This is a genomic window from Streptomyces zingiberis (assembly GCF_012034935.1).
GTDB classification, from domain to species: domain Bacteria; phylum Actinomycetota; class Actinomycetes; order Streptomycetales; family Streptomycetaceae; genus Streptomyces; species Streptomyces zingiberis.
The window spans coordinates 58,562-79,306 of record NZ_JAATEN010000025.1 but is presented as its reverse complement, the minus strand read 5'-3'; the positions used below and the strand labels follow the sequence as shown (position 1 = coordinate 79,306).

The following is a 20,745-nucleotide window of genomic DNA, read 5'->3' as shown; positions in this document are numbered from 1 at the left end:
GAACAGGGGGCAACACCCGGCGAACGGCGGCATGTTGGCCGGAAAGCGATGACCTCGGGAACCTCTGCCCCTTTCCGGTCGTGATCCATGACGGAGCGGCGGAAGGTGATTTTCTCCACCGCTTCCGTTTTCGAAACGCCGCAAGCCGGGCAGCCGACCGGGTGCCGGGCGCCAACCGCCCGGCCCGGTCCGGGGACCGCGGGGGGAAAGTGAAGGTTTGATGAAAGCACCCACACACGGCCCGACATATCGCGCCGCACGCCGCTCCCAGGAGGCCCGGGATCACGTCATCCCGGCCGGGGCCTCCTTCGACGAGCCCGAGCCGGGCTCCCTCTGGACGGTCGAGCCCGCCCTGCGGCCTCCCATGCCGGAGCCGGTCCGCCGCGCCGCGGTCCGCGCCGGGCTGATCGTCTCCCTCACCCTGGTGCTGGCCATGATCGCGTACTTCTGCACCATGGCCGCCGTATGGTCCGCGCTGCCGGCCGTGCTCGCGACCGTCGCCGGCACCATCGCCGCGACCTGGAGCGTGCTGGACGTCTGGATCACCCGTCAGGTGTGGAACCAGCGTCACGGGGTCGTCTCCCTGCCCAGCAGCACCGCCCGCGCGCTGCGCCGGGAGCGGCGGAGGGCCCGCCGGGCCGCACGGGCGGCGGCGCGGGCCGCCACCCGCAAGGCGCGCGGCGCGGCCCGTTCGGGGGCGCCGGGCCGGCGTCTCTCCTCCGTCTGACGGAACCGCCGCGCCCGGCTTCGGGTCACGTTCGGCCGGCCGGTCACAGGGCACAGGGCACAGGGCACAGGAGGACGGTACGGCGCCAGGCAGTTTCGTTTGGATCATCGGGCGGACCACCGGAGGAAGATGCCCGCGATGGGGATTCCGCCCAGGTGGATGGTGGCGGTCTTCTCGTAGCGGGTGGCGAGGCCGCGCCACTGCTTGGGGTGGTTGACGCACCGCTCGACGGTGTTGCGCTGTTTGCAGGTCTCGCGGTTGAAGGGCCGGTGGCCCGCCGCCGCGGCTGCCCCGACGCAACCGGTGTCTGCGCTGGTCGGCGGGGGCGGGGATCACTGCCTGGGTGCCGCGTTTGCGTAGGTGTCCGCGGATCGCGCGGGAGGAGGAGTACGCCTTGTCGGCCAGCGCCATGTCCGGCCTGGTGCGGGGCCGTCCCCTCCGGCGAGGAACTCGCAAGCGGGCCATGGCGTCGGTGCAAGCAGGTGCGTCACCGGCCTGTCCGGCGGTGAGAACGCATGCCGGAGGCCGGCAACGGTGTCTCAACGGCGCACCCTGACCCACGACCAGCTGATCCAAACGGAACTGCCTGAGGGAACGGCAGGGCCGGACCGGCTGCGTTCGCACGCACTCGTGGCGGAGGGGACCCGGCACGGTGCGGGTTTCCCTCCGCCCCAGGTGCCGTAGGGCGGTGAGGGCGCCGGGGTAACGCCCCGGCCCGGAAAGGGTGCCCTGCCGGGCCGGGCGGTCAGCCGGACGGCCGGGGCTCCCTGGCCGGCTCCCCTCCGGAGGGAGCCGCGGGCCCCTCCGCGGAGCCGCCTGCGCCGCCCTGTCCGTCACCGGCCCGGTCGTCACCGCCGTCGGCGTTCTTCCGCTCGTGGCCTCCGCGACCGGCCGTGCCGGCCCCCTCGTCCCCGGGCGAGCGGCGGTACATCCGGGTGGCGGTGATCTCCCCGTGCACCGCCGCGTCGACCTCGGGCCGGGGCAGCCCGGGCCGCAGATGCTCCTCCACCCGGATGTACTTCAGCCCGGCCCGCAGATCGGCGTCGTTCCGCAACCGGATCACCAGCGGGAACTCCGCGAGCGCCGTGGTGTCGAACAGGCCGGTGGTGTAGAGGAGCTGCACGCCGAGGGCATCCGCCACGGCCCGCTGGAGCTCCAGCAGATAGGTGGCGTTCGCCCGGCCGATCGGGTTGTCCAGGAAGAGCGTGCCCGCGTGGCGGTGACGGTCCCGGCCGCGGTCGTTGGAGCGCAGCGCGGCCATGGTGCAGTAGAGGGCGATGGCCGCGGTGAGCAGCTGGCCGCCGGAGAAGACATCGCCCATCTGGCCCACGGGGACGCGCTCGGCGCGCAGGACCGCGTCGGGCTTGAGGATCTCCACGGCGATGCCGCGCGGCCGGAGGGCCGCGGCGACCCCGCGCAGCAGCAGCGTCATGCCGTCCCGGCGGAGGTCGGAGTTCTTGCGGACCGCGCTCCGCGTGGCCTCGTCGATGACCTCGCCCAGCCGTTCGGTGAGGGTCGCGGCGTCCGGCTCCTCGAAACGGATGCGGAGGAACTCCTGCCCGGACCACTCCCCCAGGCCGCCGGGGAGCCGGGAGAGCCGCTGCGCCGAGCGGAGGGTGGCCAGGGAGGTCTCCACCAGGCCGCGCAGCCGGTCCACGATGGAGTCGCGGTTCCGCTCCAGTTGCCGCAGCTCGTCGGTGAGCACCCGCAGCCGCGGCTCGAACGCCTCCCGCCAGGCGGCGGCGTGCTCGGCCAGCGCCGCCGCGGGCAGTTCCCGGATCTGCTGCCGGGCGGGGGTGTGCACCTGTTCGAAGCGGGCGGAGTTGGCGTGCCGTACGAGGATGTCGCTCGCCTCGCGGACCGCCGCCTCGGCCGCCGAGAGGTCGGCGGCACAGCCGCGCAGCGAGCGGCGCGCCTCCGCGACCGCCCGCCGGGCCTCCTCCGGGCCGCCCGGATAGGGGCCGGCCGGCTCGGCGCCGGCGGGCTCTCCGGCCCGCTCCGGTTCCCGCAGCAGGTCGCGGAGGAGCGCGGCCGTGTCGTCGAAGGCGCCCGCCGCGTCCTCGGCGGCGCGGTGGGCGCGGAGCAGCCCGGCGTGGGCGTCCCGGGCGGTCTCCAGCGCCTCCTCCCGTTCGGCCAGTTCGGCGGAGGCGGCACGCAGCAGGGTCTGGGCCTGTTCGGCGTCGGCCGGGACCCGTTCCCCGGGCAGCTCGGTGAAGGCCGCCCCCGGCGCTCCGTCCGGGCCGGGCGGCGGAGCGAGCCGTTCCGCCTCGCCGCGGTAGCGGCCGAGCCGCTCGCTGGCGGCGGAGGCCCGCGACTCCAGCAGTTGCACATGGGCCTCCGCCCGGGCGGCGGCCGCCTGGCGGGAGGGGCCGTCGGCGCCGTCGGGGCTCTCCAGGAGCTGCGCGGCGCGGGTGCGGACCTTGTTGGTCAGCCGGTCCAGTTCGGCCCGGGCGGCGCTCTCGTCGCTCTCGGCGCGGGCCTGTTCGGCGCGGAGGTCCGCACCGACCCCGACCTTCTCGTAGAGCTGGGACGCGGCGCGGTACGCCTCACGCAGATCCGGCAGGGCGGCGCCGCGGTCCCCGGCGGCGCGGCGGCCCTCCAGCGCCTGTTCCTCGGTGACCCCGGCGATCCCCGCCCGCTCCGCTCGCAGGGTGCGGGCGGTGCGCCGCGCGTCGTCGGCGGCGCGCTGGGTGGCGCGGCGGTCCTCGTCGGCGGCGCGCGCCCGTTCCCAGGAGGCCGCCGCGCGGGTCTCCGCCTCGGCGATCTCCTCGGCCGTCTCCCGCAGCCGCGACTGCCAGCGGGGGCGTTCGCGCAGCCGGAAGGCGAGTCCGGAGAGGGCGTCCGCGGTGCGGCGGGCGCGCTGCGCGGTGTCCTGCGCCGCCTCGCGCGCGGACGTGGCCGCCGCGGCGGCCTCCTCCGTCTCCGCGCGGGCGGTACGGGCCCCGTCCAGGCGCTCCCGGGCCGCGGTGGCCGCCTCGCGCGTGGCGCGGGCGGTCTCCGCCAGTTCGGCGAGCCGGCCGGGCGGGCACCCGGTGCGCCAGGAGGCGATGCGGGCGGCCAGCGTGCGGTCCGCGGCGAGCCGGGCCGACAGGGCACGGATCTCCGCGTCACGAGCGGCGGCGCGGGCCCGGCGGGCGTGGCGCTCGTCGTCGGCCGCGTGCTCGTCGTGCATGGCGGGGTTGGGCGGGACGAGGAAGACGGCCCCCTCGGCCGCGTCCGGGTCCGCCCCGGCGGGCGGGGTCGGGGCGAGCAGCGCGGCGGCGGTGCCGACGGCGACCGCCGACCGGGGCAGCAGGGCGGCGCCCGCGAGGACCTCGCGGGCGCGGGCGTGCGCCCCGGGGTCGGTGACGACGACGCCGTCGACGAGCTCGGGGCGGGCCGCCAGTACGCGGGCGTGGTCCTCGGGGGCGACGGCCTGGGCCAGGTAGCGCCAGCCGGGCAGGGCGGGGACGCCGTGCTCGCCCAGGTACTCGACCGCGGCCAGGACGTCCGGGCCGGGCGGGAGCAGACCGCCGTCACCGAGCGCGGCCAGGATCCGGGCGTCGTCGGCGGCCGCCGTACGCAGGTCGAACAGCTGCCGTTCCGCCGCGACGACGCCGCTCTCCAGCAGTTCGCGCAGCGTCTCCGCGTACCGGTCCAGCTCCTCGGCGGTCAGCGGGGTGTCCCCCTGCCGCGGGGAGCCCGCCCCGGGGACGGGCTCCCCGCCGGCGGCCCCGGACCCGCCGGACGCACCGGACGGCGGAGCGCCGGACGGAGCGGACCGGGGGGCCGGCACCGTGACGGCCGGAGCCGTGCCGGGCAGGCCCAGCAGCTCGGCCAGGCGGTCCTCGGCGGCCAGGGCGGCGGCCGTGCGGTACTCGCCGTCCAGGGCCGACTCGGCGGCCCGGGCGGCGTCCTCGGCGCGGGACGCGGCCAGGTCGGCGCGGGTCTCCTCGGCGGCTGCCGCCCGGGCGCGGTCGGTGGCGCGGGCGGCGGTGTCCCGGGCCTCCGCGGCGGCGGCGACGGCCGTCCGTACGGCCTCGTCGGCGGCGAGGGCGGCGCGCGCCGGGTCGGCGTCGCGCGCGGTGTCGTCCAGCAGACCGGCGCGGACGGCCTCCGCCGTCTCCTGTTCGACCTCGGCGAGCCGCTGGCGCAGATGTTCGGCCTCGCTGCGGGCGCGCTGCGCCGCCGTCGCCGCCTCCGTCGCGCCGCGGTGGGCCGTCTCCCCCTCGCTCTGCAGGGCGGCGGAGCGGGCCTCCTCCTCGCCCGCGGCGCGCTCGCTCTCCTCGACGGCTGCGTCGAGGGCGCCGACGAGTTCGGCAGCGGCGGTCGCGCGGGCCGCGAGGGCGGGAGCGGCGTCCCGCTCGGCCTCCCGGATGGCGGCGGCGACGCGGGCGGACCGGTCGGCGGCGGCCCGGTGCCGCAGCACGGCCTCGGCGGCCTGCCAGGCGGCGAGCAGCGTACGGGCGTCGCCCAGCTCACGCTTCTGCGCGGCCGCGGCCTTCTCGGCCGCGGTGAGCGCCAGGGAGGCGTGCCGGTAGGCGAGTTCGGCGGAGATCAGCGAGGCGCGCTCGCGGGTGTGCCCGGCCTCGGCGACCTCACTCTCGGCGGCGGCGGTCCGCTCGGCCAGCTCCGCGGCGCGGCCGAGCTCCTCCCGGGCGCGGCCGGCCAGCCGGCGGACGAGGACGCGGGCGCGGCGCTCCGCGCCCGCGTGCACCTCGCGCGCGCGTTCGCGCTCCGCCGACGCGTCGGTGATCCGGCCGAGCAACTCCACCGAACCGGCGGTGAAGTCCCGTTCCGCGGTGAGTTCGGCGCGCCTTCCCAGCTTGTGCGCGAAGCCGTGCACGAGGTCGGCCAGGCCGTCGGTGTCGCGGGTGTCGGTGACGGCGCGCAGCAGGAGATCGGCGAAGTCGGAGTCGTCGCGGACCGCGAAGAGACCGGCGGCCTCGCCCTCGTCGGCGTTCATCTCCCGCTGGTAGCGGAAGAGCTCGGGGTCGAGGCCGAGGGCGCCGAGGTGCTCGTTCCAGCGCTCGTGGACCTCCTCCCAGACGACGTCGAGGTTCGGGTACGCCTTGCCGGCCTCGGTCAGCGCGTCGCGGAACCCCTTCATGGTGCGCCGCCGGCCGCGGGCCCCGGAGACGCCCTCGGCGGGCGGACGGACGGTGCCCGACTCCGCGACCGGGAGCGAGTCCAGGCTCATGCCCGGGCCGGGCCGGAAGGAGTACCAGGCCTCGGCGAACTTCCGCGGGTCGGAGGAGACCTGGCGCCCGCGCCACTCGCTGACCTTGCCGGCCACCACCGTCTCGCCGGTGACGGTGTGCATCCACTCCAGGGCCACGTGCCCGCAGTCGTCGGCGAGAAGGAACTTGCGCAGCACCCCGGAGCTGGCGCCGCCGAGGGTGTTGCGGTGGCCGGGCAGCATCACCGAGAAGATCAGCTTGAGGAGGACGGACTTGCCGCCGCCGTTCTCCAGGAAGAGCACGCCCGCCGGGGCCGGGCGGCGCGGGGGGCCGGTGGGCTCCTCCTCGAAGAAGTCCGCCTGGGCGGGCGCGGGGTGGGCCACGGGGGCCCCGACCCCGCGCAGGTCGAGCACGGTGTCGGCGTAGCGCGCGCCGGCGGGGCCGATGGAGTAGAGGCGGACCCGGGACAGCTCGTACATGGCGGCGGACTCTCGTGGGACTCGGGGATCGGAGATCGGGGATCGGGGATCGACGGGAATCAGGTACTGGATCCGTCATGGCTCACGGGCGGGGACCGGGGCCGGCGCCGCCGGCGGCCGGCCCGCCCGCGGTCAGGAGTGGAAGGGCAGCCCGGCGTCGGCGACGAGTTCGTCGCCCGTGTCGGGCGGCAGCAGGCTGGGGGTGCCGTCGCCCACGGTGACGACACCGAGTTCCAGCAGTTCTGCGAGGGCCGCCGAGCCGGCCATGTCCCTCACCTGGAGCTGGTAGCGGGGGGTGGTGCGGTAGGAACCGCCGCCGTCGTCCCCGGTGCGCTGGAGGAAACCGGAGTCGGTGAGGAACGCGACGGCCTTGCCGACGATGCCGGTGGTCGAACCGGACAGCCGGCGGGCGTCCTTGGTGGCGCCCGTGGCACTGCGCCGGGACCACACCCGCCAGGCGGCCTCCAGGCCGGGGGCACCGCTGGCGGGGTCGGTGTTCTCCCCGCGCTCCTCGGCGCGCTCCTCCAGCCGGCGGCAGGCCTGGCGGACGAAGGCGTCGACGCCGTGCACGGTGATCCGGCCGATGTAGCCGTCGTCGGCCAGGTCCTCGGGGCGGGGGAAGGCGAGGGCGGCGACGGCGAGGTGGGCCAGGCCGTGCAGGAAGCGGTCGGTGGTGTCGGAGGAGGCGCGCCGGGCGTAGTCCCCCATGCGGACGGCGAAGACGGAGTCCTCGGCGGCCGTCACCACCATGCCCGCCCGCTCGGACACCTCCAGGACGACCAGCCCGAGGCCGGCGGCGACCGCGTCGGCGAGCCGGGCGAACGGCGGGTCGTCGCGGTGGCGGCGGAGCAGATCGGCGTAACCGGTGTCGCGTGCGGGGAGCAGCTTGGGCTGGAGCCCGCAGGCCACCAGACGTGCGGCGTCCGCCGCGTCGGCCGGGGTGACGGCTCCGGCCTGTCCCGCGGCGGCACGCTCCGCCGGAGGCGGGGAGCCGGCCGGGGCGGCGGGCGCGTGCCCCGCGCCGTCGCCCGCGAGGTGGTCGTTCACGGCTGTGCTTCCTTGAGTGGGGGGACGGTGGGGACGGTGCGAGCGGTGCGGACAGCCGTACCGGTCCGGGCCGTTGGAGCAGCGGCCGGATCCGGCCCGGTGGCCCGGCGCACGGCGGCGGGGCCGGGACCGGGCGGGCCGGCGGCGGCCGGGGCGGCGCTCCGGCCCCCGGCCCGCCGCCCCGCGGGCGTCACGCGGCCTCGCTGCGGTCGGCGGCCATGCCCGCCGCGTCCAGCAGGGCGGTCCCGACGATGAGGTCGGCCCCGCCGAACTCGGGATCGTCCAGCGGAGTGCCGTCGTCCACGGCGAACAGCAGGCTCCGCTCGCCCTGGCGGTAGGCCGTGCCCACCGCGGGGCTGGCGGCGTGCACGGCCAGCAGGGCCACCAGATACGGCAGCTCGGGGTCGCGCCGGCGGGCCTCGGCGAGCAGCCCCGAGAGCCGGCGCGGGGCGTCCGGCGGCAGGTCCAGCAGCTCCGTGGCGCGGGCGAGCTGTTCCTCGCTGAAACGGCTGTCGTCCGGCGTGGCGACCAGGTCGGGCTCGGGCATCTCGGCGCCGAGGTGCTCCCGTTCGGCGGGCGGGGTGAGCAGCAGGTCCGTGAGGTCGCCGAGGCGGACGGCGCCGGGGGTGCGCAGTCCCGTGCCGCGGGCGAAGAAGGCGTCGGTGACCGGCAGTGCCCGCTCCACCGGCAGCGGGAGCAGCGGCGCGAGGAGCTGGCCGTGGAGATCGAGTCCGGTACGGCCGGAGGGGGTGGCGAACGCCTGCCGGTCCTGCTCGGCGCGGAACATCGGGCCGGCCTCCAGCAGCCGGGACTGGAGCTGGGTGTGGCGCCGCACGCAGTCCTTGACGATGTCGACCAGCTCCGCCGCGCGCCGCTTGTGCTCGGGCTCCTCCGCCTCGTCACGGGCGCGGCGGATGTGGGTGAGGATGGCGTTCTCGTGGCGGTAGCGGTCCGCGACGTGGTCCAGCGCCTCGTCGATGAGGTCGGGCACCTGCCGGAGCCAGTCCACGGCGCGGACGTCGCGGCGGGTGGCCTCCAGGGTGCGGCGGAGCGTCTCGGCGTACTGCACGGTGCGGTAGCGGGCCTGCTCGGCGGCGAGCTGGGCGTCGGCGAGCCGGCCGCGGCTGATGAGCACCTCCAGCTTCACCTCGGCGGCGATCTGCGCGCTGGTGACATCGGTGTCGAGGGCGCCGACGAGGACGTTGACCGCCTCGTCGGTGGTGCGCAGATAGACGCCGCCGCCGGGGCCGGGGACCTCCTCGATCAGCTTGAAGTCGTAGTCGCGGCGGACGTACGCGCCGTCGGGGCCGAAGGTGCCGTAGACCGCGCGGAATCCGCGGTCCACGCTGCCGACGTTGATGAGGTTCTCCAGCACCCAGCGGGCGACCCGCTCGTACTCGGCGGCGGGCCGCCCGGGCGCCTGCGCGGCGACCCGGGGCAGCAGCCGGGCGACGACCTCGTCGTGGTCCGCCCCGGTGTCGAAGTCCATGTTCAGGGTGACCAGGTCGATGGCCGCGAGCGCCGTCTCCGCCATGGCGTAGACGGAGTACTCACCGGCCAGGTTCGCCTTGCGGGCGTCCAGGTCGTGCAGCGGCGCGGTGCAGGCCAGGGCGCGCAGCCGGCGGGCCAGCCCCTCGTCGGCGGCCGGGCCGGGGGCCGGCCGGGCCGCCACGCCGGGCAGAGCTCCGTTGAGCTGCGGCGGAACGGGTGCGGAGACGGGCGAAGTCACGACGCACAGCGTAGGTCCTCGGTCCGACAACTCCCGAAACGGCGTGGACGGACGGGTCTTCCGAGGGCGTTCCGGGCCGTACCGGGATCATCGGGGCGTTCCAGGCCCGTCGGGGCCGCGGGCGCCGCCGGCCGGACGGCCCCCGGCTCACCGGTTGTCGGCGGCCGGTGGCAAGCTCTTCCCGTCCCGGCGCCCGGCCCGTCCGGACCGCCGGGCCGGGTGCGGCCGCCGCTGCCCGGCTCCGCACTCCGCGCCGTGACCGCCGGCCGGCGGACCACCCGGCCGGCGGACCGCTTCACCGACGGGGGGATCGTGGACCGCACCGACCCGCACGAGCCGGCCGACGGCGCCGGCCCTTTCGCGGCCCTGGCCGCCGACCGGGACCGCCTGGGCCGCGGCGGCACGGCGCAGCGCGTCGCCGATGTGCTGCGCGACCGGATAGCGGAGGGGACGCTGCCACCGGGCACGCGGCTGTCGGAGGAGGCGCTCGGCGCCGTCCTCGGCGTCTCCCGCAACACCCTGCGCGAGGCGTTCCGGCTGCTGGCGCACGGCCGGCTGGTGGTGCACGAGGTGAATCGCGGAGTGCGGGTCCGGGTGCTCGGCCACGACGACGTGGCGGACATCTTCACCGTCCGGCGCGCCCTGGAGGGCGCCGGGCTGCGCGCCGCCCCGCGCGCCCGTCCGCGTCAGCTGCGCGCCCTGGTCCAGGCGGTGGCCGCCGGGGAGGCCGCGGCGCGCGCCGGGGACTGGCGGGCGGCCGGTACCGCGGACCTCCGTTTCCACCGTGCGCTCGGCGGGCTCGCCGGCAGCCCCAGGATCGACGAGTACCTCAGCCGGATCCTCGCCGAGCTGCGGCCCGCGCTGCTGGCGCTGCCCCGTCCCCACCGGCTCCACCAGCCCTCCCCGGTCCGCAACCGGCGCTTGACGGATCTGCTGGAACGCGGTGCGCTGCAGGCGGCCGAGACGGAGCTCGACGGCTCCCTCGCGGAGTCCCGGCAGCTGCTCCTCGACGCCATGGGCTCCGCGGGGACCCCGAGGGCGGCGGGATCCGCCGCGGCCTCGGGCATCATCGGAACTCCGGGCACTCCGGGGAGAGGCGAGGCGACATGACGGCATCCGCACCATCCGCGGGCGGCCCCGGCCGGGCCGGCCCGCCCCTGGATCTCAACGCCGACCTCGGCGAGGGCTTCGGCCGCTGGGCGCTCACCGACGACGAGGCCCTGCTGTCGGTGGTCACCAGCGCCAACGTGGCCTGCGGCTTCCATGCCGGCGACCCGTCCACGATGCGCCGGGTGTGTGAGCTGGCCGCCGCCCGGGGGGTGCGGATCGGCGCCCAGGTCTCCTACCGGGACCTGGCGGGCTTCGGCCGCCGCGCCATGGACGTCCCCGCCCGCGAGCTCGCCGACGAGATCGCCTACCAGATCGGGGCGCTGGAGGTCTTCGCGCGCGCCGCGGGTTCGCGGGTGGCCTACGTCAAACCGCACGGCGCGCTCTACAACCGCGTGGTGCGTGACGAGGAGCAGGCCGCCGCCGTCGTCGAGGGCACCCTGCTGGCCTCGGGCGGGCGGCGGCTCCCGGTGCTGGGCCTGCCCGGCTCGCGTCTGCTCGGGGCGGCGGAGGCCGCCGGGCTGCCGGCCGTCCCCGAGGCGTTCGCCGACCGCGCCTACACCGCGGAGGGCACGCTGGTGCCGCGTGGCCGCCCGGGCGCCGTCGTCGAGGACGGGGCGGAGGTGGTGGCGCGCTCCCTGCTGATGGCGCTGGAGCGGCGGGTGGTGGCCGCCGGGGGCGAGAAGATCGAGGTCCGCGCCCGCTCCCTGTGCCTGCACGGGGACACCCCGGGGGCGGCCGCGCTCGCCCGGCGGATCCGCGCGGAGCTGACCGCGGCCGGTGTGGTGCCGGAGCCGTTCGCGTGAGGGCGCTCCCGGTGGGGCGGCACGCCCTGCTCGTGGAGACCGGCGGCCCGGAGGCGACCGCCGCCCTCCACGCCGAGCTGGAACGGCGCCGGGCGGCGGGCCTGCTGCCCCCGGTCCGCGAGATCGTGCCCGCCGAGCGGACGGTGCTGCTCGACGGGGTCGCCGAACCGCGGGCGCTCGCGGCCGACTTGGCCCGCTGGGAGATTCCCCCGGCCCCCCGGGGCGCGGGCCGGGAGATCCGCCTCACCGTCCGCTGGGACGGCCCGGACCTGGCCGAGGTGGCCGCGGCCTGGCGCGTGCGGCCGGAGGAGGTCGCGGAGATCGTCGGCGGGGCCCGCTTCCGGGTGGCGTTCTGCGGCTTCGCCCCGGGTTTCGGTTATCTGACGGGGCTCCCGGAGCGGTACCGCGTGCCGCGCCGGCCGACGCCGCGGACGGCGGTGCCGGCCGGTTCCGTGGCCCTCGCCGGCCGCTACGCCGGGGTGTACCCGCGCTCCTCCCCCGGTGGCTGGCAGCTCGTCGGCTCCACGGACGCGGTGCTGTGGGACCCGGGCCGGGAACCGGCGGCCCTGCTCGTCCCGGGCACCGGGGTCCGCTTCGTCACTGCTGCCGGGGCCCGGGGGACCGGGGCCGCGGCGGAGGACGCGCCCGGCCGGCCCGGCGGCGGGGAGGGCGCCCCGTGACGGCCCCGGGCGGGCCGGGGACCGGGGCGCCGCCCGCCGCCGGCGTCCCGGCTGCCCGCGGACGGGGCCCGGGCGGGCCGGGGGCGGGACCGGCCGGTGCCCTCCGGGTGGTGCGGCCCGGGGCGCTGACCACCGTGCAGGACCTCGGCCGCGGTGGACACGCCCAGCTCGGGGTCCCCCACTCCGGGGCCCTGGACGGCCCCGCGCACCGGCTGGCGAACCGTCTGGTCGGCAATCCGCCGTCGGCCGCGACGCTGGAGACCACGGCGGACGGCTGCGCGGTGCGGGTCCTCACGGCGGTCACCGCCGCCGTCACCGGAGCCCCGTGCGCGGTGCGCGCCGGTGGCCGGCCCGCGCCCTGGGGCGCGCCGCTGCGGCTGCGCGCCGGTGCCGTCCTGGAGGTGGGCCCCGCGGTCCGCGGGCTCCGCTCGTATCTCGCCTTCGCCGGCGGGGTGGCCGCCGAGCCGGTGCTCGGCAGCCGCTCGCGGGATCTGCTCTCCGGGCTCGGCCCGCCACCCCTCACCGCCGGGGACGAGTTTCCGCTCGGCGCCCCGTCCGGGCCGCCGGCCCGGGTGGACGCGGCCCCCTGCCCGGGGCCGCCGGACGAGCTGCTGCTGCCGTTGCTGCCGGGACCGCGCGAGGACTGGTTCGCGCCGGGCGCCCGGCGCGCGCTGGGCCGCGCCCGGTACACGGTGGCGCCGGCGAGCAACCGGATCGCGCTGCGCACCACGGGCCCGGCGGTGCGGCGGGCCCGGGAGGACGAGCTGCCCAGCGAGGGCATGGTGTCCGGGGCGGTGCAGGTGCCGCCGGACGGGCTCCCGGTGGTCTTCCTCGCCGACCATCCGGTCACCGGCGGCTACCCGGTGATCGGCGTCGTCCCGGAGGAGGCGCTGTGGGCGGCGGCGCAGGCCCGCCCCGGGACGCCGCTGCGGTTCGTGCCCACCGCGCGCTGACCCGGGCCCCCGGTGGGTCCAGACGGCGGGGCGGCGGGGCGGCGGGCGTTCCCGCCGCCGGTTCCCGGCGCTCAGACCCCGCCGGGGACGGCGCCCGGCCCGGGGCCGATGCGGCTGCGGACCGCCGTCTGCACCTCGGCCTCCTCGGCCGGGTCGGCCGCCAGCCGCCGCAGCTGTTCCACGACGCGGGCGTCCCCGATCGCGGCGTGCCGGGCGGCCAGTTCGCGGGTCGTTTCCTCGCAGTCCCAGAGGCACTCGACGGCGAAACCGGCGGCGAAGGCCGGGTCGGTGGTGGCGAGCGCGGCGGCGGCCCGCCCGCGCAGCCGCGAGGAGGAGGTCTCGCGGTAGACGTGGCGCAGGACGGGCGCGGCGCAGGTGATCCGGAGCCGGCCCGCGCCGTCGACCAGCGTCCACAGGGCGGGGGCGTCGGTGCCCCCCGCCCGCACGGTCCGGCGGAGCGCGGCCAGGACGGGGCCGGTGTCCCGGGTGGTGCCGCGGCAGGCGAGCATTCCGGCGGCGGCGGTGCCCAGGGCGTCGTCGCGGTGCGCCCAGGCACGGGCATGGTCCAGGGCCTGGGCACCGCGCATCCGTTCGAAGGCGGCGAGCGCCGTCCCGGCGACGAGTCCGGACGGGTCGGAGGCGGCGTGATCCAGCAGGTCGAAGACGGCGCCGCCGTCGGAGGAGGAGTGCCGGTCGGCGAGGTGGCGAAGGGCGGCGCAGCGGGCCGCCTCGGGACCACCGCGGGCGGCGTCGAGGAGGAGGGGGCGGTCCCCGGGGCCGGCCACGGCCGCGAGGCAGCGGGCGGCAGCCTCGTGGCGGGGGTGCCCGGGGTCGTCCTCGAAGCACCGCTGGACCCAGGCGAGGACCTCCGGGACGCTCCAGCCGGGATTCGGCCCGGCCGGGCGGAGCTGCCGCTGCCAGTGGTCGAAGCAGCCCTGCTCACCCCCGGCGCGGACCCGGGCGGCGACGGCGGGACCGGCGGCGCCCTCGGCCCACAGCCGCCAGGGGCGCGGTTCGTAGGCGTCGCGGACGGCGGCGGCCAGCGCCGCGTCCCCCTCCGGCCCGGCGGGGAAACGGGCGAGGACGGGGGCGCCGAGGGAGCGCAGCACCCTGTCCTCCGCGCGGAGCGCCAACTCGTCCAGCGCCCAGGCCCAGTTGGCCCCGGCAGCGGCGTAACGGGCGAGCAGGCGGACCGCGTCGGCACGGCCGTAGCCCGCGAGGTGGCCGAGGAAGGAGAGGGCCAGCCCGGTGCGTTCCTCGGCGGTGTCGACCGCGTCGTCCGGGGCGAAGAGGTGCTGTTCGATCGTGTGCAGACCGCCGTCGAGCGCCAGGTGGAGCCGGGCGTAGTAGAGGGAGCGGTTCTCCAGCTGCCAGTCGTGGCGCGGGTCCCGCGTCACGCAGTGGTGCAGGGCGGCGAGCGCCTCGGCCCGGGGGGCCGCGAGGGCGTGCAGGGTCCCGTCGCCGCGGCCTCGCTGGAGGAGGCCGAGCAGGGTGCCGCTGGGCGCTATGTCTGGATCGAACATGAGGTCAGCATCCGGTGCGGGAGGTTCGGTGGCAACGGGATATTCCGCTGACCGGCATTCTTGCCGGTGACCCGGCCTTCCACGCCCCGAAGGCGGGATCCCGGCCCCGAGCGCCGCAGCCTACCCGGAGCGGGCGGTTCCGCCGAGCGGGACCGGGGCGCCGCGAACGGGCCCGTGCGCGGGCCGGGCGCCGCCCGGCGGTCCGCTGCCGCCCGGGTGGATCCGTCCCCCCGCCCGGCCTCGGGGAAGGCCGGCCGGCGGTCCCGGCCCCGTGACCGGGAGCCACCGCGTCGTCCGAGCGGCCCGGCCGGGGAGACCGTGCCGGGCGCCCGTACGCCCGCCGGCTCGGCCGGCTTGCCCGGAGCGGCGGTGCCCCCGCCCCGCGCGACGCGGGGCCTCGCCGTACGCGTGGCGCGGGAGGGGACGGGAGGCCCCGTCCTGGCCGGGACCACCGGATCGGGTGTGCCCAAATCCCTTACGGCCTGTCGCTCCCTGTGCAACAGTCGTAACCGGCTCTCCCCGCAGCCCCGTTCCGTCCGTGCCGCGCCTGCATCGGAGTTCCTCATGCCCTCCCCCGTGTCCGCGGACGCCTCGGCCGCCCGGCACCCCGAATCCGGCACGGTCGAAGCACTGATCTCACGGGCCCGCCGCCTGCGCGGTGACGTCGACGCGGTACGGCACACGGTGGAGACCGGCAGCGACACCGGCAGCGGCTCCGAGGACGTCCGTGCGCGCTGGCAGCGGGCTCTCTACACGCTCGTGGTACAGCATCTGGCCAGCCTCGAACGGCAGTTGGAACAGCTCCGGGCCGGCCCGTCCCCCGGGGGCACAGTGCCGGAGGGCCAAGCCCCCCGGTGGGTGGCGCTGCCCGCCGCGCCGCCGGAGAGCCCGCCGGCTCCGCCGCCCGGCCTGGTGGGCAGCGCCGAGTGGAACCTCCTGACCGACGAGGTCGACTGGTCGGGCGAGCTGTACGAGATCTTCGGGCGCCCCCGGCAGGACGGCCCCCTCTCCCTGGACGAACTCCCCTCCTGGCTGATGGAGGAGGACCAGCCGCTGCTGACCGCGATGGTCACGGACTGCTTGGTGGACGGCCGGGCGATCGACGGTGAGATCCGGGTGCTCCGCCCGGACGGCGCGGTGCGCGCCGTGCAGGTGACGGGCCGCCCGGTGCTCGGCGCCGACGGCCGCACCGCCGCCATGTGGGCGGTCCTGCGGGACGTGACCGAGCTGCGCAGGAGTGAGCGGGAGGTGGGCGAGACCCACGAGGCGCTGCTGTACCAGCGCCGGATCGCGCGCGCCGAGCACCGGATCGCCGTGGAGTTCCAGGAGGCGGTGCTGCCCCCGTGGCGCGAAGCCCTGCGGCTGATGCCCGCCGCGGGCACCGCGCTGGACCTCGCCGCCCACTATCTGCCCTCCGCCACCAGCGCCCTGGTCGGCGGCGACTGGTACGACGCCCTGCCGCTGCCCTCCGGCGCGGTGCTGCTGAGCGTCGGCGACCTCACCGGGCACGGCGTCGTCGCCACCTCGTCCATGGCGATGCTGCTCGGCGCGGTGCGCGGCATGGCCCTGGCCGGGGTGGCCCCGGGCCCACTGATGGAACATCTCAACCAGTTGCTGGACACCACCGCCCAGCCGGCTCTCGGCTCCGCCCTGTGCTGCCGTTACGACCCCGGCAGCCGCTCCCTGGAGTGGGCCCAGGCCGGGCACCCCGCCCCGCTCCTCTTCCGCGGCGGGACGGCCCGCCCCCTCCTGCGGCCGGAGGGTGTGCTCCTGGGGGCGACCGCCGGGGCCGCCTACGGCACCGCCCGGGAGACGCTGGTTCCCGGGGACGTCCTCGTCCTCCACACCGACGGGCTCGCGCGCCGGGCCGCCGGGCTGACCGGCTCCCCGGACGGGGAGCCGGGCGGCGCCCGGCGGCTGCTGGGGCTGGCGCACCGGTTCTGCGCGGCGCGCAGCGCGCGGGAGTGCGTCCGCGTCGTCGTGGAGGAGTTCGGCGGCACCGAGCGGGAGGACGACGCCTGCGTGCTCGTCGCCCGGGTCGGGGACGGCGACCCGGCGCCGTAGGCCCGCGGAAGCCTCCGGCCACCGGCGCTCCCGGGGAGAGCCGTGGGCATCGGTTCACCGGCGGCCACCCCCGGGAGCCGGACGGCGCGCGGGGCCGTCCGTCACACGGCCGCCGCCCCCTTGGTACGCGCGCCCGAGGGCGCCCCGGGAAGCGCTTCGCGGATCTCCGCACGGAGATCCGCGATGCCCGCGTGGCCCGCGTGCTGCCCCGTCAGCCGGTACATCGCGCGGAGCCGGTCCCAGGTGCGGTGCGAGGACGTCTCACCTATGCTCACCAGGGCCAGGCGGGCGTAGCGGTCGGCCTGTTCGGGATCGTCCGCGATGAAGCAGGCCGAGGCCAGCGAGATGTAGTCGAAGATCTGCGACCGCTCGTTGCCCTTGCCCCGCAGGCGCAGCGCCTCCTTCGCGTGGCGCTGCGCGACGGCCGCGGCCGAGGGGTCGTGTTCCGCCAGGGTGCGGTAGGCCAGCGCCTGCATCCCGTGCAGATCCGCTTCGTCGAACATCTGCATCCAGCTCGGCGGAGGTACGTCCCCCCGGTCGGAGGCGAAGAGGTCCTCCGCCTCGCCCAGCGTGCGGCGCATGGCCTGGCCGCGGCCCATGGACGCCTGCGCCCACGCCTCGATGGTGTGGAGCATGGCCCGGGTGCGGGGCAGGGTCTCCTCCCCGGAGCCGGAACGGGCCAGGTTCATCAGGTCCAGCGCCTCGTCGGGCTTGCCGAGGTGCACCATCTGCCGGGCGGCCCGGGAGAGCGCCTCTCCCGCCCGTGGCCGGTCGCCGCCCTCACGGGCCGCGTGGGCGGCGATGACGAAGTACTTCTGCGCGGTGGGCTCCAGGCCCACGTCGTGCGACATCCAGCCGGCGAGCACCGCGAGGTTGGCCGCGACACCCCACAGCCGGCGCTGGAGGTGTTCGGGGTGGCGGTAGGCGAGCATCCCGCCCACCTCGTTGAGCTGGCCCACCACGGCCTTGCGCCGCAGGCCGCCGCCGCGGGCGGCGTCCCAGGCGCGGAAGACCTCGACGGAGCGCTCCAGCGCCTCGATCTCCTGCACCCCCACGGGTGCGGCGTCGAACCGGTCGTAGCCGGCCGCCTCCGCCGTCGCGGGGCGGCCGGGCGGCGCCCCGGGGGGAAGGCCGGGTCCATCGGTGTGGAGCCAGTCGCGGAGTGCGACGGCGAGTGTTGATCCTGTGGTGAGCGCGGCACCCGCGCCCACCAAGCCGCGTCGGTTGAGCATGAGGTCCATTCCCGTGAATTCGGTGAGGACCTCGGCGGTCCGCCCGGACGCCCAGGGGAGCCCGTCGCCGGGCTCCTGTTTCCTGCCCGCGCGCCCGCGCCGGCCGAGGCCGAGATCCTCGATGGTCACGACACGGCCGAGACGCTCGGTGAACAGGGTCGCCAGTACCTCCGGGACGGGATCGCGCGGCACCTCGCCGGTCTCGATCCACCGCCGGACCCGTGAGGTGTCGGTCGCCAGCTGCGGGTGGCCGGTGGCCGCCGCCTGCCGGTTGACCAGCCTCGCGAGTTCCCCCTTGGACCAGCCGGTGAGGCCGAACAGGTCCGCGAGTCGGGCGTTGGGTTCCTTGCTCACGTCGAGCCCCCAGGTTCCTCGGCTGCCCCGACACTAACGGCGCGTCAGGCGCCCCGGGACTATTCGCCAGGCTTCGCCAGGGTCCGCCACGTGGTGTGCCACCCGCCTCCGGGTGTCCGGTAGGAACAGCGCCACCCCGTCCCGGTGACCGGACCGCGTTTCCCCAGGACGCGGAACGGCCCGGGCGGGCCTTTCCCCAGGACGCGGAACGGCCCGGGCGGGCGGCGCGAGCCGTCCGGCCGTCCGGCGGGACGGCGGCTCACGGGGACCCACGGCGTTCCGCACCCGGGCGCGTCCGGGTTCCCGTGCTCCGCCGGACCATCCGGGCCACCGGGTTCCCGGCGCCGCACGACCGACCGCATCACCAGACCACGGCACCACCAGGCAACCCGTCGGCCTACGAAGGGATCCGTACCGCCCATGTACGCAGCGCCGTCATCCGTGTCCGCCCCGCCCCTGTCGTATCTCCCGTCGGCCGGCGGCCGGCCGTACCCCGGGGCCGGGGCCAACCCGGCCGGGGCCGGCCCGCTGGGCGGCGGCCGGCAGCAGCGCGCGGCAGGCCGGGCCGGCCAGACCGTCAGCGGGAGAATCGACCTGTCCGGCCCGCAGGGCGCGCAACTGCGCGCGGCCGTCGCCGCCGTGCACCGCGTCTGCCCGGAGTTCCACCCCGTGCAGGTGCTCCGCCGCAGCGGGCGTTCCGTGCTCCTGGTCGGCACCACGGGGCGTACCACGGCGGTGGCCAAGTGCCTGCTGGACGACTCCCCGGCCGGGACGGAGCGGGCGCGCCGGGAGATAGCGGCCTACCGTGCGTTCGTCCGGCACCGCCCGCCGGTGCGGGTGCCCCGGCTGGTCGCGGCGGACCCGGACAACTGCACGCTGGTGGTAGAGCGTCTGGCGGGCCGGGCAGCGGCCTTGCAGCGGCATCCGGTGGATCCGCTGCCGCGCGCCGACGTCAAGGCGGCGGTGCAGGCGGTGTGCCGGATCAACCAGTGGCGGCCGCCCCCGGGCCTGTTCGGCGTCCCGCTGGACTACGCGGAGCGGCTGTACCGGTTCCACGAACTGGGGTTGCTCACCGACCGGGACACCGCGGATCTGCGGAAGCTGCTGCGCGGCCTGGCACAGTCCGGTGGCGGGCAGCACCGGGGACAGTTCTGCCACGGTGACGCGCTGCTCTCCAACGTCCTGCTCACCCCGGCCGGGCCGGTGCTGCTCGACTGGGACCGTGCCGGCTGGTACCTGCCCGGGTACGACCTGGCCACCCTCTGGGTGATCCTCGGGGAGACACCCGCCGCCCGCCGGCGGATCAGCCGGCTGGCGCAGGCGGCCGGGCCTGCCGCGCGCGACGCCTTCCTGGTCAATCTGATGCTGGTGCTCACCCGGGAGATCCGCCGCTACGAAATGGCGGTCCAGCGGGTGATGCGGGAGCCGGCGCCACCGGTGCAGCCCGTGGCCGGGGGCTCCACCGGCGAGGCCCAGCGGTTGTTACTGCGGCGTCTTCACGACGACTGCGGCATGGCCCGGCGGGCGGTCCGCGCAGCGGTGGACACCCGCTGAGGGGAGCCGTACGGGGCGTGCCCGCCCGGGGGTGCGGCGCGTCCCGTACGGCGGGGCCGGGTTGACGGACCGGCCAGGGCGCCGGGGTCGTGCGTGGCGCCCCGCGGCGTCTCAGATGTTCCGTCGCCGTCGACGCCGGGCCGGGGATTCCCGGCCCGGCGTCGACGGCCGTGATCGTCAGGACTCCGTCCGTCGGTGTCCTGACGGTGACGGAGGGCCCGCGCCCCGCAGGCCCTCCGCGGACGGCCGGCGGGGCGCGGGACGTCACCACCGCCGACCGGCGGCAGCGGGAGCTGACGGCCCGCGCGCCTTCGGCGGACGGAAACGCGCGGGAGGCGCGGCCGGAGCGCTCCGGCCGGGATGATCCCAGAGGGACAGGGCCGGGGACGCATCCTCCCGTAGGCCCCGGGGAGTGGCATCCGGGCCAGGAGTGCGGGGTCCGGTGGGACACGCTTCCGCCCCCGCCGGACGGCGGGGGCGGAGGCGCGCCGTTGTCCCCGAGACGCCGCAGGTGTCAGTCGGTCCGGAACATGTCCGCCGGCAGCGGCTTGAGCAACCGGTAGAGGTCGTCCGTGATGGGCCGGTCCCAGCTCGCGATGGTGACGAGCACACCGTCGCTGCGGTCGAACTGGGTGCAGGAGACACGGCTTTCGGAGAACTTGAGACGGCGCACGATGAGAAGGTTGTCGTCGAGCATGACCGGGGTGTCCTCGGTCTCCGTGACCGTGACCGGCTCCTCGTCCCCGAGCGCGGCGAGAAGCTGGACCACCTCGAACGGAACGTCATCCTCCGTCTCGCGGGCGGGCGATCCCTCGGGCAGATTGCCGATGATCATGGCCGGGCCCCGGCCGCCGAAGAGGTCATAACGGAGGAAGACGCCCTGGCAGGTGCCGTCCGGCGCGGGCAGCAGCCCGGCGCCCAGGTTCCCGGGCCAGTCACCCGGATCCATCGCGAGGACGTCGAAATCCGGCCCGGTGGGCGTGGCTGCGCTGCGGCGGCGGAGGAACGACATGCGGCCATGGTACGGGGCCACGCCCCCGCCCGGCACGGGCCTCCGTCCCGTCCCCGCACGCGCCCGGCCACCGGAACGGCGCCGTCACGGCGGAGGGGCGAGGCGGAGGGGCTGAGCGCCCGGGCCGCCCTCGTCGCCGTCGCGGGTACGACCGGCGCGCGCCTCCCGGCAGGACCTCCGCGGAGCCGCCGAACGGCACGCCCCCGCACGGGGGTCCGCCCGCCGCCCGGACCGCGCGGTATCGGACGGCCGCAGCACAGCCCTGGCGGCGTCCGGGCCGCGGGGGACGGTGTTCCCACCGGCCGGGGCGCGGGCCGGG

Annotated in this window: 13 protein-coding genes and 1 pseudogene; 7 read left to right on the top strand and 7 right to left on the bottom strand. The window is 77.4% G+C overall.

The window, feature by feature from the left end:
• Positions 1–220: 220 nt before the first annotated feature.
• Positions 221–727: a hypothetical protein gene (locus HCK00_RS24035; protein ID WP_240966106.1), complete on the top strand. Its 507-nt coding sequence runs from the start codon at positions 221–223 to the stop codon at positions 725–727.
• 104 nt (positions 728–831) lie between these two features.
• On the opposite strand, the pseudogene HCK00_RS28785 reads toward HCK00_RS24035, so the two are convergent.
• From HCK00_RS28785 to HCK00_RS24015, 4 genes and pseudogenes are all read right to left on the bottom strand, one after another.
• Positions 832–1,255, bottom strand: a pseudogene (locus HCK00_RS28785) (transposase); the annotation flags it as partial.
• 217 nt (positions 1,256–1,472) lie between these two features.
• A complete protein-coding gene (locus tag HCK00_RS24025) occupies positions 1,473–6,365 on the bottom strand; it encodes a coiled-coil domain-containing protein (RefSeq protein WP_240966104.1) in 4,893 nt (1,630 codons plus the stop codon).
• A gap of 132 nt (positions 6,366–6,497) precedes the next feature.
• The gene (locus HCK00_RS24020; RefSeq protein WP_168104129.1) at positions 6,498–7,412 is read right to left on the bottom strand and encodes a hypothetical protein; all 915 of its coding nucleotides are present in this window, start codon (positions 7,410–7,412) and stop codon (positions 6,498–6,500) included.
• A gap of 190 nt (positions 7,413–7,602) precedes the next feature.
• The gene (locus tag HCK00_RS24015) at positions 7,603–9,141 is read right to left on the bottom strand and encodes a hypothetical protein (protein WP_168104128.1); all 1,539 of its coding nucleotides are present in this window, start codon (positions 9,139–9,141) and stop codon (positions 7,603–7,605) included.
• Positions 9,142–9,396: 255 nt separating this feature from the next.
• Here HCK00_RS24015 and HCK00_RS24010 point away from each other — a divergent pair, with 255 nt between their 5' ends.
• The 4 genes from HCK00_RS24010 (at position 9,397) to HCK00_RS23995 (ending at position 12,687) form a co-directional block, all read left to right on the top strand.
• Positions 9,397–10,251 carry a GntR family transcriptional regulator gene (locus HCK00_RS24010; protein WP_311765459.1) on the top strand — a complete coding sequence of 285 codons (855 nt, stop codon included), beginning with the start codon at positions 9,397–9,399 and terminating at the stop codon, positions 10,249–10,251.
• The gene (locus tag HCK00_RS24005; protein WP_168104127.1) at positions 10,248–11,054 is read left to right on the top strand and encodes a 5-oxoprolinase subunit PxpA; all 807 of its coding nucleotides are present in this window, start codon (positions 10,248–10,250) and stop codon (positions 11,052–11,054) included. Before HCK00_RS24010 ends, HCK00_RS24005 begins: the two co-directional genes overlap by 4 nt.
• Complete coding sequence (locus HCK00_RS24000) at positions 11,051–11,734, top strand: 5-oxoprolinase subunit B family protein (RefSeq protein WP_168104126.1); 684 nt, start codon at positions 11,051–11,053, stop codon at positions 11,732–11,734. The genes HCK00_RS24005 and HCK00_RS24000 overlap by 4 nt, the downstream gene beginning before the upstream one ends.
• 107 nt (positions 11,735–11,841) lie before the next feature.
• Positions 11,842–12,687 (top strand): 5-oxoprolinase subunit C family protein, encoded by an 846-nt coding sequence (locus tag HCK00_RS23995; protein ID WP_311765458.1) that lies wholly within the window; start codon positions 11,842–11,844, stop codon positions 12,685–12,687.
• 71 nt (positions 12,688–12,758) lie between these two features.
• On the opposite strand, the gene HCK00_RS23990 is transcribed toward HCK00_RS23995, so the two are convergent.
• Positions 12,759–14,210 carry a HEAT repeat domain-containing protein gene (locus HCK00_RS23990; RefSeq protein WP_168104124.1) on the bottom strand — a complete coding sequence of 484 codons (1,452 nt, stop codon included), beginning with the start codon at positions 14,208–14,210 and terminating at the stop codon, positions 12,759–12,761.
• Between the two features lie 564 nt (positions 14,211–14,774).
• Here HCK00_RS23990 and HCK00_RS23985 point away from each other — a divergent pair.
• A complete protein-coding gene (locus tag HCK00_RS23985; RefSeq protein WP_168104123.1) occupies positions 14,775–16,274 on the top strand; it encodes a PP2C family protein-serine/threonine phosphatase in 1,500 nt (499 codons plus the stop codon).
• 101 nt (positions 16,275–16,375) lie between these two features.
• Here HCK00_RS23985 and HCK00_RS23980 read toward each other — a convergent pair whose 3' ends face one another.
• On the bottom strand, positions 16,376–17,860 hold the full coding sequence (locus HCK00_RS23980; RefSeq protein ID WP_168104122.1) for a DNA-binding protein NsdB: 1,485 nt from the start codon (positions 17,858–17,860) through the stop codon (positions 16,376–16,378).
• Positions 17,861–18,280: 420 nt separating this feature from the next.
• On the opposite strand from HCK00_RS23980, the gene HCK00_RS23975 reads away from it, so the two are divergent.
• Positions 18,281–19,414, top strand: a complete 1,134-nt coding sequence (locus tag HCK00_RS23975; protein WP_168104121.1) for an aminoglycoside phosphotransferase family protein — start codon at positions 18,281–18,283, stop codon at positions 19,412–19,414.
• Between the two features lie 514 nt (positions 19,415–19,928).
• Here the strand turns inward: HCK00_RS23975 and HCK00_RS23970 are convergent.
• Positions 19,929–20,426 carry a hypothetical protein gene (locus HCK00_RS23970; RefSeq protein ID WP_168104120.1) on the bottom strand — a complete coding sequence of 166 codons (498 nt, stop codon included), beginning with the start codon at positions 20,424–20,426 and terminating at the stop codon, positions 19,929–19,931.
• Positions 20,427–20,745 lie beyond the last annotated feature (319 nt).